The 18,576-nt window shown below is 70.5% G+C and carries 20 protein-coding genes and 1 tRNA gene; 18 read left to right on the forward strand and 3 right to left on the reverse strand.

The window, feature by feature from the left end:
• Positions 1-175 precede the first annotated feature (175 nt).
• The 6 genes from pfkB (at position 176) to AR3_RS04790 (ending at position 6,528) form a co-directional block, all read left to right on the forward strand.
• Positions 176-1,114, forward strand: a complete 939-nt coding sequence (pfkB, locus tag AR3_RS04765) for a 1-phosphofructokinase (RefSeq protein ID WP_227023093.1) — start codon at positions 176-178, stop codon at positions 1,112-1,114.
• The gene (locus AR3_RS04770) at positions 1,111-1,563 is read left to right on the forward strand and encodes a PTS sugar transporter subunit IIA (protein ID WP_067909005.1); all 453 of its coding nucleotides are present in this window, start codon (positions 1,111-1,113) and stop codon (positions 1,561-1,563) included. The genes pfkB and AR3_RS04770 overlap by 4 nt, the downstream gene beginning before the upstream one ends.
• Positions 1,560-3,092: a PTS fructose transporter subunit IIC gene (locus AR3_RS04775; RefSeq protein WP_106258532.1), complete on the forward strand. Its 1,533-nt coding sequence runs from the start codon at positions 1,560-1,562 to the stop codon at positions 3,090-3,092. Before AR3_RS04770 ends, AR3_RS04775 begins: the two co-directional genes overlap by 4 nt.
• A gap of 61 nt (positions 3,093-3,153) precedes the next feature.
• The gene (locus AR3_RS04780; RefSeq protein ID WP_067909008.1) at positions 3,154-3,423 is read left to right on the forward strand and encodes an HPr family phosphocarrier protein; all 270 of its coding nucleotides are present in this window, start codon (positions 3,154-3,156) and stop codon (positions 3,421-3,423) included.
• Between the two features lie 223 nt (positions 3,424-3,646).
• Entirely contained in the window at positions 3,647-4,453 is an 807-nt protein-coding gene (locus AR3_RS04785; RefSeq protein WP_067909011.1) for a family 16 glycosylhydrolase, read from the forward strand.
• Positions 4,454-5,376: 923 nt separating this feature from the next.
• Positions 5,377-6,528, forward strand: a complete 1,152-nt coding sequence (locus AR3_RS04790) for a pentapeptide repeat-containing protein (RefSeq protein WP_146150238.1) — start codon at positions 5,377-5,379, stop codon at positions 6,526-6,528.
• An 845-nt stretch (positions 6,529-7,373) separates the two neighbouring features.
• Here the strand turns inward: AR3_RS04790 and AR3_RS30265 are convergent.
• On the reverse strand, positions 7,374-7,514 hold the full coding sequence (locus tag AR3_RS30265) for a hypothetical protein (protein ID WP_157406612.1): 141 nt from the start codon (positions 7,512-7,514) through the stop codon (positions 7,374-7,376).
• A gap of 815 nt (positions 7,515-8,329) precedes the next feature.
• On the opposite strand from AR3_RS30265, the gene AR3_RS04800 reads away from it, so the two are divergent.
• The 12 genes from AR3_RS04800 (at position 8,330) to AR3_RS04845 (ending at position 17,727) form a co-directional block, all read left to right on the forward strand.
• Entirely contained in the window at positions 8,330-9,139 is an 810-nt protein-coding gene (locus tag AR3_RS04800; RefSeq protein ID WP_067909020.1) for a Scr1 family TA system antitoxin-like transcriptional regulator, read from the forward strand.
• Positions 9,140-9,226: 87 nt separating this feature from the next.
• Positions 9,227-9,628, forward strand: coding sequence for an ATP-binding protein (locus AR3_RS04805; RefSeq protein WP_083950937.1), 402 nt, complete (start codon positions 9,227-9,229; stop codon positions 9,626-9,628).
• A gap of 122 nt (positions 9,629-9,750) precedes the next feature.
• Complete coding sequence (locus tag AR3_RS04810; protein WP_067909026.1) at positions 9,751-10,593, forward strand: sigma-70 RNA polymerase sigma factor region 4 domain-containing protein; 843 nt, start codon at positions 9,751-9,753, stop codon at positions 10,591-10,593.
• A gap of 11 nt (positions 10,594-10,604) precedes the next feature.
• The gene (locus AR3_RS04815) at positions 10,605-11,432 is read left to right on the forward strand and encodes a protein phosphatase 2C domain-containing protein (protein ID WP_067909029.1); all 828 of its coding nucleotides are present in this window, start codon (positions 10,605-10,607) and stop codon (positions 11,430-11,432) included.
• 134 nt (positions 11,433-11,566) lie between these two features.
• The gene (locus AR3_RS04820) at positions 11,567-11,935 is read left to right on the forward strand and encodes an SCO3933 family regulatory protein (RefSeq protein WP_067909032.1); all 369 of its coding nucleotides are present in this window, start codon (positions 11,567-11,569) and stop codon (positions 11,933-11,935) included.
• Between the two features lie 11 nt (positions 11,936-11,946).
• Complete coding sequence (locus AR3_RS04825) at positions 11,947-13,308, forward strand: FtsK/SpoIIIE domain-containing protein (protein ID WP_067909034.1); 1,362 nt, start codon at positions 11,947-11,949, stop codon at positions 13,306-13,308.
• A 90-nt stretch (positions 13,309-13,398) separates the two neighbouring features.
• Positions 13,399-13,680, forward strand: coding sequence for a hypothetical protein (locus tag AR3_RS30270; RefSeq protein WP_146150239.1), 282 nt, complete (start codon positions 13,399-13,401; stop codon positions 13,678-13,680).
• A complete protein-coding gene (locus AR3_RS04830) occupies positions 13,677-14,567 on the forward strand; it encodes a DUF2637 domain-containing protein (RefSeq protein ID WP_067909037.1) in 891 nt (296 codons plus the stop codon). Before AR3_RS30270 ends, AR3_RS04830 begins: the two co-directional genes overlap by 4 nt.
• A 26-nt stretch (positions 14,568-14,593) precedes the next feature.
• Entirely contained in the window at positions 14,594-14,749 is a 156-nt protein-coding gene (locus tag AR3_RS30995) for a hypothetical protein (protein WP_169803785.1), read from the forward strand.
• Positions 14,750-14,855: 106 nt separating this feature from the next.
• The gene (locus AR3_RS04835) at positions 14,856-16,283 is read left to right on the forward strand and encodes a replication initiator (RefSeq protein ID WP_313819583.1); all 1,428 of its coding nucleotides are present in this window, start codon (positions 14,856-14,858) and stop codon (positions 16,281-16,283) included.
• Complete coding sequence (locus AR3_RS04840; RefSeq protein ID WP_067909040.1) at positions 16,265-16,444, forward strand: helix-turn-helix domain-containing protein; 180 nt, start codon at positions 16,265-16,267, stop codon at positions 16,442-16,444. Before AR3_RS04835 ends, AR3_RS04840 begins: the two co-directional genes overlap by 19 nt.
• Complete coding sequence (locus AR3_RS04845) at positions 16,444-17,727, forward strand: tyrosine-type recombinase/integrase (protein WP_083950938.1); 1,284 nt, start codon at positions 16,444-16,446, stop codon at positions 17,725-17,727. The genes AR3_RS04840 and AR3_RS04845 overlap by 1 nt, the downstream gene beginning before the upstream one ends.
• An 84-nt stretch (positions 17,728-17,811) precedes the next feature.
• On the opposite strand, the gene AR3_RS04850 is transcribed toward AR3_RS04845, so the two are convergent.
• Positions 17,812-17,885, reverse strand: a tRNA-Ala gene (locus AR3_RS04850).
• A gap of 58 nt (positions 17,886-17,943) precedes the next feature.
• On the reverse strand, positions 17,944-18,462 hold the full coding sequence (gene sepX / locus AR3_RS04855; RefSeq protein ID WP_067909044.1) for a divisome protein SepX/GlpR: 519 nt from the start codon (positions 18,460-18,462) through the stop codon (positions 17,944-17,946).
• Between the last annotated feature and the right edge of the window lie 114 nt (positions 18,463-18,576).

Below are 18,576 nucleotides of genomic sequence, written 5' to 3' on the forward strand. Positions count from 1 at the left end.
GGAGCGCCGACGGCACGGCGAGGCCGCCCGCTTCCACACACCGACACATCGGGTTGACCAGCAAAAATCCGGTGACCACCCCTTGACGTAGCCAGACATCCAGGCGTAAAAACAACGAAACCCACAAGAATCTGTGGTGAAACCACATGAAAGCGGGGCGCCTGTGATCGTGACCGTGACGGCCAATCCGAGCGTGGACCGCACCGTCGAGGTCGACGCCTTGGCGCGCGGCACGGTGATCCGCGCTCGCGCCGCGCACGTCGATCCGGGCGGCAAGGGCGTCAACGTGTCGCGGGCGCTGGCGGCGCTCGGCCACAAGACCCGCGCGGTGCTGCCGTCCGGCGGTGCCGAAGGGCGGCAGCTCGCCGACCTGCTGGCCGCCGACGGGATCGAGCTGGTGCTGGTCCCGATCCGCGGCGCGGTGCGGGCCAACGTCAGCGTGGTGGAGCCGGACGGCACCGTGACCAAGCTCAACGAGCCCGGCCCGTACCTGGTGCCCGACGAGTCGGCCGCGGTCGCCGAGGCCGTCCGCACCGCGGCGGCCCAGGCGGACTGGGTCGTCCTCGCCGGGAGCCTGCCCCCGGGCGTCCCCGAGGACTTCTACGCGCGGCTGGCCGAGACGCTGCGGCGCGGCGGCACACGCGTCGCGATCGACTCCAGCGGGCCCGCGTTCGCCTCGGCGCTCACGGCCCGCCCGCACCTGGTCAAGCCCAACCGCGAGGAACTGGCCGAGGCCGCCGGCATGCCCGTCGCCACCCTGGGCGACGCCGTCGCCGCGGCGGGCGTGCTGCGCGCCCGCGGCGCGGACGCGGTGCTGGCCAGCCTGGGCGCGGACGGGGCGCTGCTCGTGGACGACGGCGGCGCCGTGCACGGCGAGGCGCCCGTGCCCGTGCCGCGCAGCACGGTGGGGGCCGGGGACGCGCTGCTCGCCGGCTTCCTCGCCGCCGGCGGGTGCGGCGCCCGCGCGCTGGCCGAAGGGCTGGCCTGGGCCGCGGCCGCCACCGGTCTGCCCGGCAGCCGCATGCCCGCCCCCGCCGACCTGGACCGCACCGCCGTACGACTGCACGACACCGTCGAGACGGGCCGTGCCCTGAGGGAACGGGATCCGGCATGACCGAACTGATCACACCCGACCTGGTGGACCTCGACCTGAAGGCCGCCGACCGGCACGAGGCCGCCCGCGCCCTGGCCGCCCGGCTCGCCGCCGCGGGCCGCGTGACCGACGTGGAGGGCTTCCTGGCCGACGTGCGGGCCCGCGAGGAGCAGATGCCCACCGGCATCGAGGGCGGCATCGGCATTCCGCACGCCCGCTCGGCGCACGTCACCGCGCCCAGCCTGGCGTTCGGGCGCAGCGCGGACGGCGTCGACTTCGGCGCCGCCGACGGCCCCGCCCACCTGATCTTCCTGATCGCCGCTCCCGAAGGCGGCGGTCCGGAGCACATGACGATCCTGGCGGCGCTGGCCCGCCGCCTGGTGCACGAGTCGTTCAAGCGGTCGCTCGCCACCGCCCCCGCCCCGGGCGCCGTGGTCGACCTCATCAACCGGGAGGTGATCGGGACGTGAACATCGTCGCCGTCACGTCATGCCCGACGGGCATCGCCCACACCTACATGGCCGCCGAGGCGCTGGAGCAGGCGGCCCGCGACGCGGGCCACGCCCTCAGCGTGGAGACGCAGGGCGCGGCGGGCGCCGAGCCCCTCGACCCGGCGGTCATCGCCGCCGCCGACGCGGTGATCTTCGCCGCGGACGTGGAGGTGCGCGACCGCGAGCGGTTCGCGGGCAAGCCGACGGTGACGGCCCCGGTCAAGCGCGCCATCCAGGACGCGGCGGGGCTGGTCGCCGAGGCGGTCCGGGCGGCCGAGGAACGTTCCGACACCGCACCGGCGCCCAGCGGGGAGACCGCGCCGCTCGACACCGCCCCGGCCCCCGCCACCAAGGTCACCGAGGGGGCGGGCCTCGGCGCCCGGCTGCGCCAGTGGCTGATGACGGGCGTCAGCTACATGATCCCGTTCGTGGCCGCGGGCGGCATCCTCATCGCGCTCGCCTTCATGCTCGGCGGCGCGGAGGTGGCCGCCAAGGTCAACGGCGGCACGTTCCAGGGCCGCACCTACGAGGAGATCACCGATCTGTCCGCGCTGGTCGAGCAGGCCGGGTACGCGGGCGTGCTGTTCAAGATCGGCGCGATCGCGTTCTCCATGCTGGTGCCGATCCTGTCCGGCTTCATCGCCTACGCGATGGCCGACCGGCCGGGCATCGCGCCCGGCGTGGTCGGCGGGCTGCTGGCCGACGCGATCGGCGCCGGGTTCCTCGGCGGCCTGGTCACCGGCCTGGCGGCGGGCGCCCTGGTCATGGCGATCAGCAGGGTGAAGGTGCCGCGCGCGCTGGCCGGGATCATGCCGGTCGTGGTGATCCCGCTGGTGTCCTGCCTGGTCATCGGGGCACTGGTGATCATCGTGATCGGGCAGCCGATCGCGTCGGCGCAGCAGGCCATGACCGACTGGCTGGACGGCCTGAAGGGCGCCAACGCGCTGCTGCTGGGCGCGCTGCTCGGCCTGATGATGGCGTTCGACATGGGCGGCCCGGTGAACAAGGTCGCCTACACCTTCGGCCTGGCCGGCCTGGCCGCCGGGAACCTGACGGTGATGGCGGCGGTGATGGCCGCGGGCATGACCCCGCCGATCGCGCTGGCGCTGGCCACGGTGCTGCGGCCGAAGCTGTTCACCCCGGCCGAGCGCAAGGCGGGCGAGGCGGCCTGGCTGCTGGGCGCCTCGTTCATCACCGAGGGCGCGATCCCGTTCGCCGCCGCCGACCCGCTGCGGGTGATCCCGTCGCTGATGGCGGGCAGCGCGGTCACGGGGGCGCTGTCGATGCAGTTCGCCGCCACCTCGCGCGCCCCGCACGGCGGCATCTGGGTGATCGGGCTGATCGGGAAGCCCGGCCTGTACGTGGTGGCGCTCCTGGCGGGCATCGCGGTGAGCGCGGCGTGCGTCATCGCGGCCAAGCACGTGGGGCGGGCCGTCCCGGCGGCCGCCTCCGGCGCCGCGGCGGCAGAGGCGCCGGCTCCGTCCGAGCGCGCCGCCACCGTCGCCTGATTCCCGTCCCCCTGCGGGGCGCCCCTCCCTGGGGCGCCCCGCCCATGCGAGGAGGTGTTCCATGGCCGAACGGCGCGTCCGCGTGGGATCCAAGGTGGGGCTGCACGCCCGCCCCGCCGCCGTGTTCGCCCAGGCCGCCGCGCGCCTGCCCGTCCGCGTCACGATCGCCAAGCCGGGCGGGGACGCCGTCGACGCGCGCAGCATGCTGTCGGTGCTCACGCTGGACGCGCGGCACGGCGACGAGGTCGTCCTCACCGCGCCGGACGGCGACGGCGCGGACGCCGCGCTCGACGAGCTCGCCGCGCTGGTGGCGAGCGACCTGGACCGGTGACCGCCCCTCGCACCCCGACCGAGGTCGGACAGCGGCCGCGCCATAGTGGCTGCGCTCCCCGTTGTCGACGACGCCGTGACCGACGTTCTCCCCGGACGCCGGCGCCGGAAAGGCGTGAAAGAACGGATTCACTGCCGCGCACCGCGCCGATAGCGTCGGCGGCGCCGACGGCCCCGCTCGGGCGGGTCGTCCGCGGGCCTCGTGTCATCGGAGGAGCGCAATCATGGCCCTCACCCGACGCACCTTCCTCGCTGCGGGCGCCGCCGGTGCTGCGGGCGCCGCCCTCGGCCGTGTCCCGTCCGCCCGCGCCGCCGCCTGGGAGACGGTCATCTCCGGCTCATTCGCGAGCTACTCGACGCTCGAAGCGGCGTGGAACTACCGCTACCCCTGGGGGGCGGACCACAACGGCAGCGCCCGCATGTACGGCAGCCCGTCCGACCACAACCACGTCTACCTGGAAGGCTCGGGCGTCCTGGTGCTCAAGGCCACCCGCATCTCCTGGGACGAGGGCAACAGCTCCGCGGACCCGCACCTGCCGATCCGCTACCACTCGGGCGCCGTCCACGCCCGCGAGCACGTGCTGGTGAACGACCAGTTCCCCAACTGGGAGGTCAAGGGCCGGTTCCAGGCGCCGTCCGCGCGCGGCACATGGCCGGCGTTCTGGCTGACCGGCGCCGACAGCTGGCCGCCGGAGAGCGACATCCTCGAATACAAGGGCGATACGCGGAACTGGTTCAACACCTACCGCAACGCCTCGGGCGGCTGGTCCAACACGATCGTCGACGTGTCGAATCCGGGCGCCTGGCACGAGTACCGGGCCTGGATCGCCAAGGTCAACGCCACCGACGTGGACATCCACTACTACCTGGACGGCACGTGGGTCGGCCAACACCGAGGCGCGGGCTTCGTCGGCCACCCCATGTGGATCATCATCAACCTGCAGATGGAGGGCTCCTCGGGCTCGCCCGGCCCGACCTCCGACACCTACTTCAGGGCACGCGACATCTACGTAGGCCGCAGCCGCGCCTGACCCCGCTCCGCTCCCCCACCGCCGCCGAGTGACATAAACCAAGATCAACCGGCCCGCGCAGAACTTCAGCAAGCGGCTCGCCTGAGTCGCACGGCGTGGCTGTACTTCGTGCTGTACGGAGATCAGGAAGAGGCGGGGCTTTGTGTGCCGAGCGCCGGGGCCGTTCGGCGGTAGAGACGACGAAGGACCAGGTGGAAGCGGTGTCGGCCGCGACCACGCTGGTCCTTCGTCCGTTGTGGAGCTGAGGGGATTTGAACCCCTGACCCCCTCGATGCGAACTACCGGCGATCATGGGCTCTCGCAGCCAAGCCTAGGTCATGACGTGTGTCGCCGTGAGCCTGCGTGAGTCTCAGTGCGGGTGCGTTGCTGTACTTGTTTGCTGTACAGCAACTTCCTTTGACCAGCGACTGTACCCGCACAATCCGAGGGCAAGCAGACCCGGAGCGCTGCGAAGCGAGCACCGGAAGCCCCAAGGCAGCGCTTCGACCTCAACCAGCGCAACGCCTTGACCTCCCGCTTTTCAGGAATACCGACCATCCGACTGGCTGGGGATCGGCCAAGGTCGAACGATGGTTGAGATGCGCTGGTGGTTGGTTCTGGTGGCGACGGTTGCTGTCAACCGACGCCCATATCCAAAACCGAGCCGCCAGGGGTGCTGGACCGGGACAGGCCCGAGTAGGGCGGAGTGACTGCCTTGTAGCCCATTGTGGCCATCGAGTGCAGTGCGCGGCTGTACGTCGTATGACTTGTTGGCGAAGGGCCGCGCAATGCGGGCCTGGCCGGATGGTTTCTTGATGGGAATGGTGGCGGTGCGAGTAGGGGTGCGGCGGGGGTCGCGGATCTGGCGGGTATGGCAGCGTGTCTCGTGGATGTGGCGGCGGATCTCGCGGCGATGGGCGAGGGTCTGGCGGCGGGGGTGGTCATTGGCCGCCTGGTTGTGGATGGCGGCGGCAGGCGCCGCGGCTGCGGCGGCGATCTGGTTCACCACCGGGTGGCTGTTGGACACCACCGGGCACGAAATTGACCGCGATCCTGGGGCTTCCGGTGCCGATCGTGCCCGGGTGCGTGTGGAGGCGGTGCGCACCGGTTTGGCCGCCGGCGCGGGGGCGGGCGCCGCGGTCGGGTTGATGCTGGCGTTCCGCCGCCAGGCGCACACTGAGTATGACGCGGCCGAGCGGCGGGTCACCGAGCTGTACAACGCCGCCGCCGAGCAGCTCGCGTCGGACAAGGCTCCGGTGCGTCTCACCGCGCTGTACACGCTGGAACGGCTGGCCAACGACAATCCTCGGCACCGGCAGACGATCGTCAACATCATCTGCGCATACCTGCGCATGCCTTACATCCCGCCCGCCGATCAGCCTGCTGACGACAGGCAGCGTCAGGCGGCTCGCCGCTACCGCGCCGCCCGCACCGGCCTCGTTCTCGTCCCCGAACCCCCGCCCAGCGTTCCCGATCCGCACGAAGAACGCGAGGTCCGCCTCACCGCACAACGCATCCTGCACACCCACTTGCAATCCGACGCCGATGTGCCCTGGACCGGCATCACCCTCGACCTGACCCACGCCACCCTCATCGACTTCGCCCTGAACAACTGCACCGTACGCAGTGCCTCCTTCGACGGCGCGATCTTTGAGGGCACCGCCAGCTTCCACGGCGCGACCTTTGAGAACTCCACCAGCTTCCACGGCGCGACCTTCAAGCGCCCCGCCAACTTCGGCGGCGCGACCTTTGAGAGCCCCGCCAGATTCGGCGGCGCGACCTTTGAGCACTTCGCCAGCTTCAAGGGCGCGACCTTTGAAAGGCTCGCCTTTTTCGGCAGTGCGACCTTTGAGAAGCTCGTCTTTTTCGACGAAGCGACCTTCAAGCGCCCCGCCAACTTCGGCGGCGCGACCTTTGGGAGGCTCGCCTTCTTCGACGACGCGACCTTTGAGGAGCTCGCCTTCTTCCACGGCGCGACCTTCGAGGACTTCGCCAGCTTCAAGGGCACGACCTTCAAAAGCCCTGCCAGCTTCGACGAGGCGATCTTTAAGAGCCCTCCCAGCTTCGACGGCACCAGAGGAATCGCGCGGGATTAAGCACTGGCTGCTTCTCGATGCGCCACGTTCGCAGATATCCGCCAGCCCCTCCGCCTGCCTTATCACACTGTGCCGGATAAACAACACTCAACGTCACAATGCGCGCTAGATACGACAACGCCACGACCGAGGGCACACATCTCACCGTTCGGAAACGGCCACGCTCTCCCAGCAACCGACCGGACCCACATCGATCGCGACGTGCCCTAAGGTGCATGCCTCTCATCGGCCCGTAGACGTCGCGCTTAGGGCATGCCCTTGGACACTGGGCTGCCTGGAGTGATCACAAAGAAGGACGATTACCGACCGCCGTCAGATCGGGCCGGAGTGCTCATTCGCGCGAACGGCGCGCAAGGTGTGACAGACAGTATCGCGCGAATGAGCACTCCGGGGCGTGGGGGTCTGGGGGCGGTGGAGCCCCCAGAGTCGCGCTCGCTCAACCATCGGGTAGTGCGCTGATGAGCGTTCGGCGTCGTGAATGGGCCTGCTCTCGTCCACGGACGACCGGCCCGGCGCGGCGGGACCGGACCGGAGAGGCCGCATGCCCGGCGCGCCGGGGCGGGCGGCCGCCGGCGGCCCGCGGAGCGGGGCGCCCTTGAAGACGTAGAGAAAGTTCTCATCCAGCTCGCTGACCTGCGGGAGCCAACGGTGCTCCTCCTGGGGGAATAGCGGTCTTGCTGAACTAGGCGCAGCAGGTCGACGTGTCCTAGGCTGTCTAACCTGCATATGCCTAACGCGTTAGGCCTAACCCGTTGGGCGTGTGCCGCAGATTGGGCACAGACGCAGAAGGGCCCCCATCCCGCTCGACTTGGCCAAGGTCTTCCGGATGGGGGCCCCTGGTCCCCTTAGAGGAGGGGACCGAACGGTCCGCCGGACCGCAGCCAGTGGATGGCCACCCACAGCCCCGTCTTGATCAGCTCGAGGCCGATGCGGATGCGCCAGTAGCGGCTTTGTCCGTCGTCCCGTCCCCTGTTGAGCTCACCCACGTACTGGGTGCTCCTCTCCACGGCCAGTTCGGGCCTGGCCGTCGCCCTGCCGGACCATCCGGCGATCGCGCGGATGCTCCGATCGGAGAGGATGAGACAGCACGATAGTCGGCCCGCCAGACGGCGGCAGAGGCTGAGCTGCCTCATTCTCCCCGCGAAGTAACAAAGCGACAGAGATGCCAACCTCCCCAGAGACACCAACCCCCTCCGGCAGGCCGACGCTGCGAGCGCCGCTCTGCCCGGTGATGTAGTCATGTGCCTTCTGGGCCTAGGTGTTCGCCTCAAGTGGCCATTCCGTGGCCACGGGTCTCGGCGTCGACCTTTTCCCATGTCGCCACGGTGGACACGGCGCCACGCCGCCCAGCTAGGCGGCTCGGCGCACGCTGATTCCGGCGCGGCGGGCGGCCAGCACCGCCTAGAACGCGGTGGCAGGATGCGGCCAGTCGCCAGGTCAGCGGGGCCGGGGAAGAGGGTGCCGCCATGGAGTCCCCAGGCACGCAGCCGGGCAGTCCACAGGCTCATCACCCCGAGGGGGATAGCAACTTACTCATTCTCAAGAAGCAGCTCTGCGCGAGAGAAGACAGCCCCGACCCAGGGGGGCTGTCTTCTCTCGCCTGTTGCCAGGGCCCGCCGCGGCGGTGGCCGCGGCGGGCCCTGGCTTCCGGCAAGACGCGTTTTCGCCTGCCAAGGACGATCGCCATCCGATAGCGCATCTACGCGGATGGCACCGAGAGTGATCTACAAGGTCGGTCCCACGTCAAAGCTGGTTGGAGCCTGTCTGATCCTGTGGGGTGCGGGTGGTAGAACGCTCAGTTATGGGTGAGGAGCGGTTGCGGGAGATCGGCCGGGAGCTGCGGCGGCTGCGGACGGCTGCGGGGCTGTCGGGTGTGCGGTTGGCTGCGCGGGCTGGTGTTCCTCAGCCGACGGTGTCTCGGGTGGAGACGGGGCAGCGGGTCTCTGACCCTGAGGTGGTGCTGCGGCTGTTCGCAGCGTTTGGGTTGGAGGGGGCGGAGGCTGAGCGGTTGGCCGCGTTGGTGCGGGATGCGTATGCGGAGACCGCGGCGCGGCGGGTGGATGCGGGTGCGTCCTTCCGGCCCGGGGCCGCGGTGGAGCTGGCGCGGAGTGTGGCGGCGGTACGGGTGTTCGGGGCCTTGGTCATGCCGGCGCCGTTGCGAACGGCGGAGTATGTGGCCGAGGCCGAGGTGGCAGCCGGTGGCGGTGCGGCGGACTGGGCGGCCCTGCTGGGGGATGAGGGTCGACGGTTCACGTTCGTGGTGGCTGAGGCTGTGTTGCGGACGTGGCCGGGCTCGGGGGCGTGTATGGCCGGGCAGTTCGCGCATGTGTTGTCGGTGGCGGAGCGGCCGAATGTCCGGTTTGGGGTTGTGCCGGGTTCGGCGGGTGCTTGGCCGCTGGTGCCGTTGCATGGGTTCACGGTCTTGGGGGATGCGGCGGTGGCGGTGGAGACGTTCACGCGTGAGCTGACCTTGACCGATACGGCCGAGGTGCACCGGTACGCCGAGATCTTCGAGCGGTACGAGCGGCTTGCGGTGTTCGGGGATGAAGCGCGCGGTTTGGTCGAGCGGGCCGCGCGTGAGGTCGAGGAGATCACCAGATCTATTCAGTGAACACATTGAATAGACCATGGCGTCTGACATACGCTGCGTGTTCCGCGTGGCGTATAGCCCCCTAGACGCACATGGGCGGTGGTCGTTGTGAGGCGTCTGTCTCGCCTGTTCGAAGGCCGACCTGAGTCGGTCGGCGCCGCTCGGGCGTTCGCTCGGGCGTTCCTCAGTGGCCGTGTCTCCGAAGAGTTGGCCGATCGAGCCGTACTGGTGGTGAGCGAACTGTGCACCAACGCCGTGGAGCACACGGCCAGCGGAGAGGTGGGCGGCAAGTTCGTCCTGGAGTTGGAGGTGTCCCCCGGGCGCGTGCTGGTGGGCGTCGTCGATATGGGGGCGCCGTCTAGGCCGAAGCTGTGCTTCGAAGCTGTGGACGCCGACGCGGTGAACGGTCGTGGCCTGTTCATCGTTGAGGCCGTCTCCAAGACGTGGGGCTCCGAGATGGTGCGAGTGGGGCGCCGGGTCTGGGCGGACGTCGTCGGGGCGTCGGTGTGAGCGGCCCGCCGATTCCGCGTCGTCGGCGACGCCTGCGTACCGTGAGCTCATCGACCGGGCGTGAGCTTTCCGGCAGGGTGTCTAGGGTCCTAGACTCGCTGAGAGGCACCAGAGGAGGCGTCATGCCAGGCGAATTCGAGCGGATCGCGCAGATCAAAGACCCGTTTGAGCTGCTGCGCGCCGCGACCGAGCGCCTGGCGGAGGCCCAGCAGGAGGTCACCGAGCTTGCCCGCCTCCGGCGGCGGCTGATCCAGGACTTGCATGCGCAGGGCATGTCGTACGCGCAGATCGCGCAGGCCGCCGGGCTGAGCCGAGGGCGCATCCATCAGATCCGGCACACGGGGCCGGCGCCTGAAGGCGCCTTCCTCGGCTCGGGCGAGGTCATCGTGGTCACGCCGCTGCGGCCGGACCCGGCGAGCGACCGGACGTATGTCGCGTTGGACGACCTGACGACCGGCAAGCGGCTGGAGGAGCTGGCCCGGACGTTCGACCTGTCGGTCAGCTATGACCACGTGACGCTTGACGGCGAGATCGATCTGAACCGGCCGGGCATGCTGGTGATCTGCGGTCCTCGGATGTCGCCTGCAATGCGGGACGCCTACGACAAGGACCCCGTCATCGCCTGGGACCGCGACGAGCGAGGTTGGCTGCTGCGCGACACCCGAAGCGGGACCGAGTACCGGTCAGGCCAAGAAGAGCAGCCGCGGCGCCCGTACGACGTGGGATACCTGGGGCGTCTCCCCCGGCCGGATGGCAAGGGAACGTTCTTGGCGATCGCGGGCATCCACCCAGAAGGGTCACTGGGTGTGGTCCATCTGCTGACGAACGAGATCGGCAGCCTGTGGGGGCAGGTGGGCACTGACCGGTTCTCGGTCGTGATCGGCACCGAGTACGACCCGGACACCCACGAGCCCGTGCGAACGGAGTTGCTGACGCCGATCTATCGGCATGACGAGGACAACTGACAGGAGGCCGAATGCGTGTGCTGCTCGCCAGCGAGTCAGGAAACCCCAAGCGGGACAACGAAGACTTCGCGGCGGCAGCACCCGGCCTTGCGGTCGTCATCGACGGTGCCGGCGCCCCGGCCGGACTGCCCTCCGGCTGTTCGCACTCGGTGGCGTGGTACGCGCACAACCTCGGCGGCCTGCTGCTCGGCGCCGCCGCTGATCCGAACGTCACCCTGACTGAGGCGTTGGCGGTGAGCATCGAACGCGTCAACGCACTGCACGGGGACGCGTGCGACCTTCGGCACCCCGGCTCCCCCTCGGCGACCGTCGTCCTGGCCCGGGCATACGCCGACCGTCTGGAGTACCTGGTGTTGGCGGACTCCGTCCTCGTCCTCGACCAGGCCGACGGGGAACCGACCGTCGTCACGGACAATCGGCTGGCCGAGGTGTACCGCGAGGTGAACGACCCGGCCGCCGAGCGGCCGCCGCTGGGGACGCCCGAACACGCGGCCGACATGCGCACCCGGGTCGAACGGCTTAACGCCTACCGCAACCAACCCGGCGGTTTCTGGGTCGCCAGCACCAAGCCCGAGGCGGCACACGAGGCGCTCGTGGGCTCGGTACCGCTGGACGACCTGGACGCGGTCGTCTTGCTCAGCGATGGCGCCACTCGGCTCGTCGACCGATTCGGCGTCATGAGCTGGCGTGACCTGCTGGCCGTACTCCGCAAGGACGGGCCCGCCGAGCTGATCGTCCGCACCCGTGAGGCCGAAGCCTCCGACCCCAACGGCGCACGGTGGCCGCGTAGCAAGGCCTCCGATGACGCCAGCGCCGTCTACTGGGCCGTTCGCCGGTAGCGACACGAATCTGTACACCCCCCTAGACAGCCGCCTGGGCGGCAGCTACCTTGGTCTGTACACCCCCCTAGACAGTAGGTCTGCGCAGCGCCCTGCGCACTGTCTAGGGGGATAGACAAAACAGGAGGAGCTTCATGCGCAACATCCCGGTAGACGTGTCGGCACTCACGTTCGTGTGCGTCTCCCCGCCCCGTCCCAAGGTGATCAACAAGGACACGGGTGAGGTGAGGGTGGATCGGGACGGCAACACCGTGTTCACGGTGGGGCTGTCGGCAGCCGATGAGTCCGGGCGGGTGGAGCTGCTGACCGTGGCGGTGTCGGGCGTCCCGGACATCACGGTGGGCCAGGTGGTCCGGCCGGTCGGCCTGGTCGGGTCGCCGTGGGAACGAGAGTTCGGCGGGCGGCTTCGGTGGGGGATCGCCTACCGGGCCGCGCAGATCGTCCCCGAGGCTCCCACCGCCGTCCCGGAGCCGGGTGACGGGTCGGTGTCGGCGGCGGCCTGAGGCAGGGCGCGGTGTACGACACGCTGATTGTGGTGGTCGGGGGCCTGGTCGCTGCGGCGGCCGGGCTCTGGGCCTGGCGCCGCTGGCATCCCGCCTCGTTCTGGTACGGCGTCGCCTTCCCTGCTCGTGCGGTGCTGGTGTACCTGACCTGGCGGCATGTGGCCGCAGGGTGCGGGTTGACGCGGCGCCGGCGGCGGTGGCGGTGGACCCTGGACGCCGTCCCCGTCGTCGGCCCCGCCGCCCGTGGTGCCGCAACCGTGGTCGAACAGAAGCGGCGTATGCGGAGGGTGGACGTTGAGCGGGCTCCCCGGCTTGGGGTCCTGCGGCCCACGGCGTTGGGCTGGCGGCTGCGGGTCCGCCTGCATGACGGCCAGGTGCCCGCCGACTACGAGCGGGCCGCTGAGGGGATCGCGCACGCCTGGCGGGTGCATTCGGTGCGGGTGGTGGATGTGCGGCCGGGGGTGGTGACGCTGTGGGCGACCATGCGCGACCCCCTCACCGACGTGACCGTGTCCCCGGTGACCGATCGGCTGTTGACGGTGCGGCCGGGGAAGCTGGAGAACGGCGCCGACTGGGTGATCGACCTGCGCACCGTGCCGCACTGGTTGATCGCGGGGGCGACGCAGTCGGGCAAGTCCAACCTGGCCAACGCCATCATCAAGGGCCTTGCGCCGCAGCCGGTCGCGCTGGTCGGGTTCGATCTGAAGGGTGGGGTGGAGTTCACTCCGTATGCGCCGCGGTTGTCGGCGCTGGCCACCACCCGCTCCGAATGCGTCGAGCTGCTCGGCGGCCTGGTGGCCGAGCTGGAGGCGCGCATGGCGCTGTGCCGCAAGCATGGGGCGCGGAACGTGTGGACGCTCCCCGGGGAGTTGCGGCCGGTGCCGGTGGTGGTGCTGGTGGATGAGGTGGCCGAGCTGTTTTTGATGGCCGACAAGAGCGAGAAGGACGAGGTCGCCAAGACGTCCACCGCCCTGTTGCGGGTGGCGCAGTTGGGCCGGGCTTTTGCCGTCCACCTCGTCGTGTGCGGGCAGCGTATCGGCTCCGACCTCGGCCCCGGGGTGACCGCGCTGCGCGCCCAGCTGTCGGGGCGGGTGTGCCACCGGGTCAATGACCCGGAGACGGCGAGCATGACGCTGGGGGACATGGACCCTGCCGCGTTGGAGGCGGCGCGGGGGATCCCGGCGGAGACGCCCGGTGTGTGCGTGGTGGCCGGGCAGGACGGCTCTTGGCACCGTGCCCGGTCGGTGTATGTGAGTGAGACCGACGCCGAACAAGCCGCCCGCGACCACGCCCACCTGACCCCTTCGTGGGCCGAGGTGACCGGCTCGTCCTCGGTCACTGACCTGCGACCGGACATGCCTGACGCGGCATAACCCCTCCCCCTCCCCATGTGGCTCGGTGCGAGCCCTACTCCGTGCCAGGTCCCTACCCGACCCATGCCCAAAACCCATGGAGACTGCTCAATGACCACACGCCTGACCGTCCTTCGTCCCCGCTCTGCCCTGTCGTCCCGTCCCCGCCGGGCCGTCCGTCCCGCCCCGTCCTCCCGGCCGTCCTCGTCCTGGGCACCGGTGACGGTGGAGTGGGACGCCGTCCCGGGCCTGCACGTCGCCCGGTGCGGACGGTGCGCCGACTCCTTCACCTCGTCCCGCATAGACCAGGTCGAGGACTGGGCCGCCACGCACAGGTGTGACACCGAGCTGGCGGCACTGCTGGCCGCTGTCACCGGAGGGCGGGCGGCGTGAGTCGGCTGCTGGGCGCGGTCGCGGACTCCGGACCGGTGATCGTGCTCGCGGGGATCGCGGCGGCCGGGTCGTTCACCCACATCCGCGACACCGCCATCGAACACGGGCAAGGCGGTTGGATGGCGTGGGCGGTCGCGGTGTGCATCGACCTGACCTGCGTCATGGCCGCGCGAGAGCGGCAGCGGGACAAGCGCACCGGCCGCCCCACCGGGCGGCTGTCATGGCCCACCATCGTCCTGGTCGGCGGAATCTTGCTGTCGCTGGCGGCGAACCTGGCACAGGCCGAACCGTCCGCGTGGGGGTGGATCACGGCGGCCACTCCGGCCGCCGCGTTCCTGGTGGCGGTGTCCATGCTCGAACGCCGCGCCGCCCTGGCCGGCGCGCGGGCACGCACAGCGGCCACGCCCGTCCTGTCCGCCCCGCCGTCCTTCGGCCGCCCGTCCTCCACACCGTCCCCGTCCGCCCCGTCCTCGTCCGGCTCGTCCGCGCGTCCGTCCACGCCGTCGTCCTCCTCGTCCCCGGACTCGACGGGTGGCGACGCTGCCCGTCCTGGCCTGGCGGTCGTTGGGGCATCCGGTCCCGATCAGGACGACACCCGGGACAGGAACCAGGACGGCGGTCAAGACGGCGAAGACCAGGAAGACGGCGCGCAGGACAACGGCGGTCAGACGGCGCTTCCGGTGCCTGCTCCCAGTGGCCGTCGTGGCCGGTCCTCCTCACCGGCGGGGCCGCTGTTGGAGTTCGCCCGGCAAGTGGCCGCCGAACACCAGGCCACGCACGGGCGGCCGATCACCCGTGACGCGCTGCGCGCCCGGCTGGGCGTGTCCAACCAGCTCGCATCCGACCTGCTCCGCCAGATCCGCAACCAGATCGACGACGCCGCATGAGCGGCCACCGCCACAGGAGACCTGCTGTGTTCCTTCGCCGCTGCGCCTTCGCAGTCTGCCTGCTGGTCCTGGCGCTGTTCGTCCTGCGCCACCCCGGCCAAGCCGTCGACACCACCGGCGCCATCGGCCACGCCCTGGCCGTGCTCGCCGACGCCGTCGCCCTGGTCACCTCTGCCCTGTGAAACGGCCGCCCCGGGGCGTGGCCGCACAGCCGCCAAGCACACGCGCGCCACGTCCCGGGGCCATCCCCTCACCCCGTCCTGTAACGGGAAGGAGACACGCTCCACCGTGCCCGACACACCCGCGTGGTTGACGCCGCTCGCCGTCCGCGACATGGCGGCCAAGCTCAACCGCCCCGACTTCCACCGGTGGGCCGCCCGCGCCCGAGCGACCGGCGGATGCGCACAGCCGATCCACCTGCGCGGTTCGGTCGAGTACCGGGACCGGGCGACCGGTGAGCTGCTGCACCGCTACTCCACGGCGCGTGAGCCGGGCGGGGTGCTGCGGGTGGCGTGCAAGACCCGCCGGGCCTCGCGCTGTCCGGCCTGCGCCGAGATCTATCGGGCTGACACCTACCAACTGGTGCGTGCAGGCCTGGCGGGCGGCAAGGGCGTCCCCGCATCGGTTACCCAGCATCCGGCGGCGTTCGTCACCCTCACCGCACCCTCCTTCGGCCCTGTCCACGCCCACCGCCCTGCTGCTGGCGGGGCCGTTGCGCCCTGCCATCCTCGGCGCGACGCAGGGCGATGCCCGCATGGCCGCATGTTGTCGTGCACCACCAGGCACGCACCCGACGACCCGCGCCTGGGCGAACCGCTCTGCCCCGACTGCTACGACTACACCGGCTCGGTGCTGTTCAACGCCCTCGCACCCGAGCTGTGGCGCAGGTTCACCATGGCCCTGCGCCGCAGAATCGCCAAAGCCGCGGGCCTGACGCTGCGGGAGCTGGGCGAGACGCTGACCGTCTCGTTCGCCAAGGTGGCCGAGTATCAGCGGCGGGGTGTGGTGCACTTCCACGCCGTCATCCGCCTGGACGGTCCCCAGGGGCCGGCCACGCCCCCGCCCGCCTGGGCTTGCTACGAGGTGCTGGCCGATGCCGTCCACCAGGCCGCCTGCGCCGTCACCGTGACGACCCCCGACGCGCCCGGTATGCCGTCCCGTTCGCTGGCCTGGGGTGAGCAAATCGACGTCCGCCCCATCACCACGACCGGGGAGCTGACGGATAGGACGGTGGCGGGTTACATCGCCAAGTACGCCACCAAGGCCGCCGAATGCACCGGCACCCTCGACCGCCGCATCCGCGCAACCGACAACCTGGACGCGCTCCCGGTCTCGGCGCACGCCCGGCGGCTGATCGCCGAGTGTCTGCGCCTGGGGCGCATGGCGGAGATGGCCGATCTTCGGCTTGCCGAGTGGGCGCACATGCTCGGCTTCCGCGGCCACTTCTCCACCAAGTCCCGCCGGTACTCGACCACCCTCGGCGCACTCCGGCGGGCCCGTATCGAGCACAACCAGCGCGCGCACGAGACCACCACCGGGCGGCTGCCGCTGACCGACGAGGACGAGGTCCTCGTGATCTCCCATTGGCGCTACCTCGGGCAGGGCCTCACCCCCGGTGAAGCGCTGCTGACCGCTGCCCTGACCGGCACACCGCTACCCCCGCTCAACCCGTTGTCCGCGACCGAGAGGAGACCTGATTGTCCGAACTGGTCCTGACCGTTGACGAGGCGGCCGAACGGCTCCGTGTGAGCCGCTGGACGCTCTACAACCTCATCCGCTCCAACCAGCTCCGCACCGTCAAGATCGGCCGCCGCCGCCTCGTACCGGTCGACGCGCTGGCCGAATACCTCGCTCAGCTCACAAGGGTTGCAGCTTGATGACCAAGAGCCAGCTCTCAAAGACCGAGAAGCCTGATGAGCAGAAAGGCCGCCGCGAGCGCAGGCGGCGTGTCCGTGGCCGGGCGAACGGAGAAGGGTCGATCTTCCCCTACCGCAACGGCTACGCCGCATACGTCTGGGTGAACACTCCGGACGGCAAGCGCACGCGCAAGTGGGCATATGGAAGGACCCGTGAGGAAACTCACAAGAAGTGGCTGAAGCTCCATGAGGCCGCCAAGAAGGGACCGGTGACGACCAAGACCCCTACTCTGGCGGCCTACCTTGAGCGCTGGCTGAACGAGGTTGTGAAGCCTGAGCTCGCCCCAGCGACGGCGGCCAATTACGAGATGTTCGTCCGGCTGTACATCGTTCCGACACTGGGAGGAAAGCGGCTCGACAAGCTCACCGTGGCCGACGTCCGGGCTTGGCTGAACAAGCTGCGGGAGACCTGCCAGTGCTGCGCGCAGGGCAAAGACGCGCGGCGGGAGGAGAAGAGGCAGCGGTGCTGCGCTGTGGGCCGCTGCTGCGAGCAGTACGCCTCAGAGCGGACCTGCCGAGACGCCTGGACGACCCTTCGGGCCGCGTTGGGCAACGCCGTTCGAGAAGAGATCCTGCCCCGCAACGTGGCGTCCCTGCTGCGCGTTTCCAAGCCTCGGAAACGGCGCGTGAAGCCGTGGAGCGTGGACGAGGCCCGCAAGTTCTTGGTCTCGGCTCGCGAGCGGCGAGACCCGCTGTACGCCGCGTACGTCCTCATCCTGACTCTCGGGCTGCGACGCGGTGAGGTGCTGGGCCTTCGGTGGGCCGATGTGGACCTGGAGACGGAGGAGATACGCATCGGCTGGCAGCTCCAGCGGATCAACGGTCAACTTCTCCACAGGGAGACCAAGACGGAAGCCTCGGACGCGGCGCTTCCCCTCGTGGACATCTGCACCACGGCGCTGCGGGAGCGCCGGAGGGACCAGGAGACGGCGCGCGAGAACGCCACCGAGTGGACGGAGTCGGGCCTTGTCTTCACCACCCGTACGGGACGCCCCATCGAGCCGCGGAACTTCAACCGCAGCTTCGCGGCGGCATGTGACCGGGCAGGCGTGCGCAGAGTGCCCGTCCACGTGACCCGGAAGACCTGCGCCTCGCTCCTCGTGGCGCTGGACGTTCATCCGCGCGTGGTGATGCAGATCCTCCGGCACAGCCAGATCGCCGTCACCATGGACATCTACAGCGAGGTCTCGACGGCGGCCCCGCGCAAGGCTCTGCGGAAGCTGGGCAAGCAGCTCGGCGAGTAGCCGTCAGGCGGCGTTGCTGTACTTCGCTGCTGTACGAAGATCAAAAAGGCCGGTCTCCCGATGGGGACCGGCCTTTGACCTGCGTGGAGCTGAGGGGATTTGAACCCCTGACCCCCTCGATGCGAACGAGGTGCGCTACCGGACTGCGCTACAGCCCCGTGAGGACGCGTTAAGGCTAGCAAACTTCTGGGGGTGTTCGCGCATCGAGACGGCGCGTCATTCGCCGACGACGCGGCGGTCGTCGGCGAACTGGTCGAACACCTCGTCCTCGGCGCGGGGGTCGAGCTCGATGACCTCGGCGTCCGGCCCCGCGGTCTGGGCGGCCCGGGCGGCGCGTTCGGCGCGGGCACGCGCGCGGGCGGCCATGGCCGCGCGTTCCCGGCGCCGCTCGGCGTCGATGCGGGCGGCGGTGCGGAGCAGGGCCAGGTGACCGGCGAACAGCAGGAGCGGCGGCACGACGACCCACCACGGGGCGAGGCGGGCGGCGGCGACGCCGATGGAGGCCAGGACGAGCAGCGTCAGGCCGAACGTGCGCCGACGGCGCCGGGCTATGACGGCGGCGCGGGTGCGCCGGCGGCGCCGCGGCGGAGGGGCCTCCTCTTCCTCCTCGACGGGGGTCTCCTCCGTGATCTCGTCGGTCTTCTTCGGGCGCGAGGTGTCGCGTCGCAGCCACATCGGGACCAGCACGACGGCCCAGACCGCGACGATGGCCAGGTAGAGTACTGCGCTGCTCACCGGCCCACCACCGGGGCCCGGCGACGACGCCGCAAGGCACGCCGGGGGCGCGCGCCGTCTTTCGGCACGCGCACGTGCATCGGGAGCAGGGCCACGCCCCGCACGGTACGAGCC

This window comes from Actinomadura rubrobrunea NBRC 15275 (assembly GCF_001552235.1).
GTDB lineage: Bacteria > Actinomycetota > Actinomycetes > Streptosporangiales > Streptosporangiaceae > Spirillospora > Spirillospora viridilutea.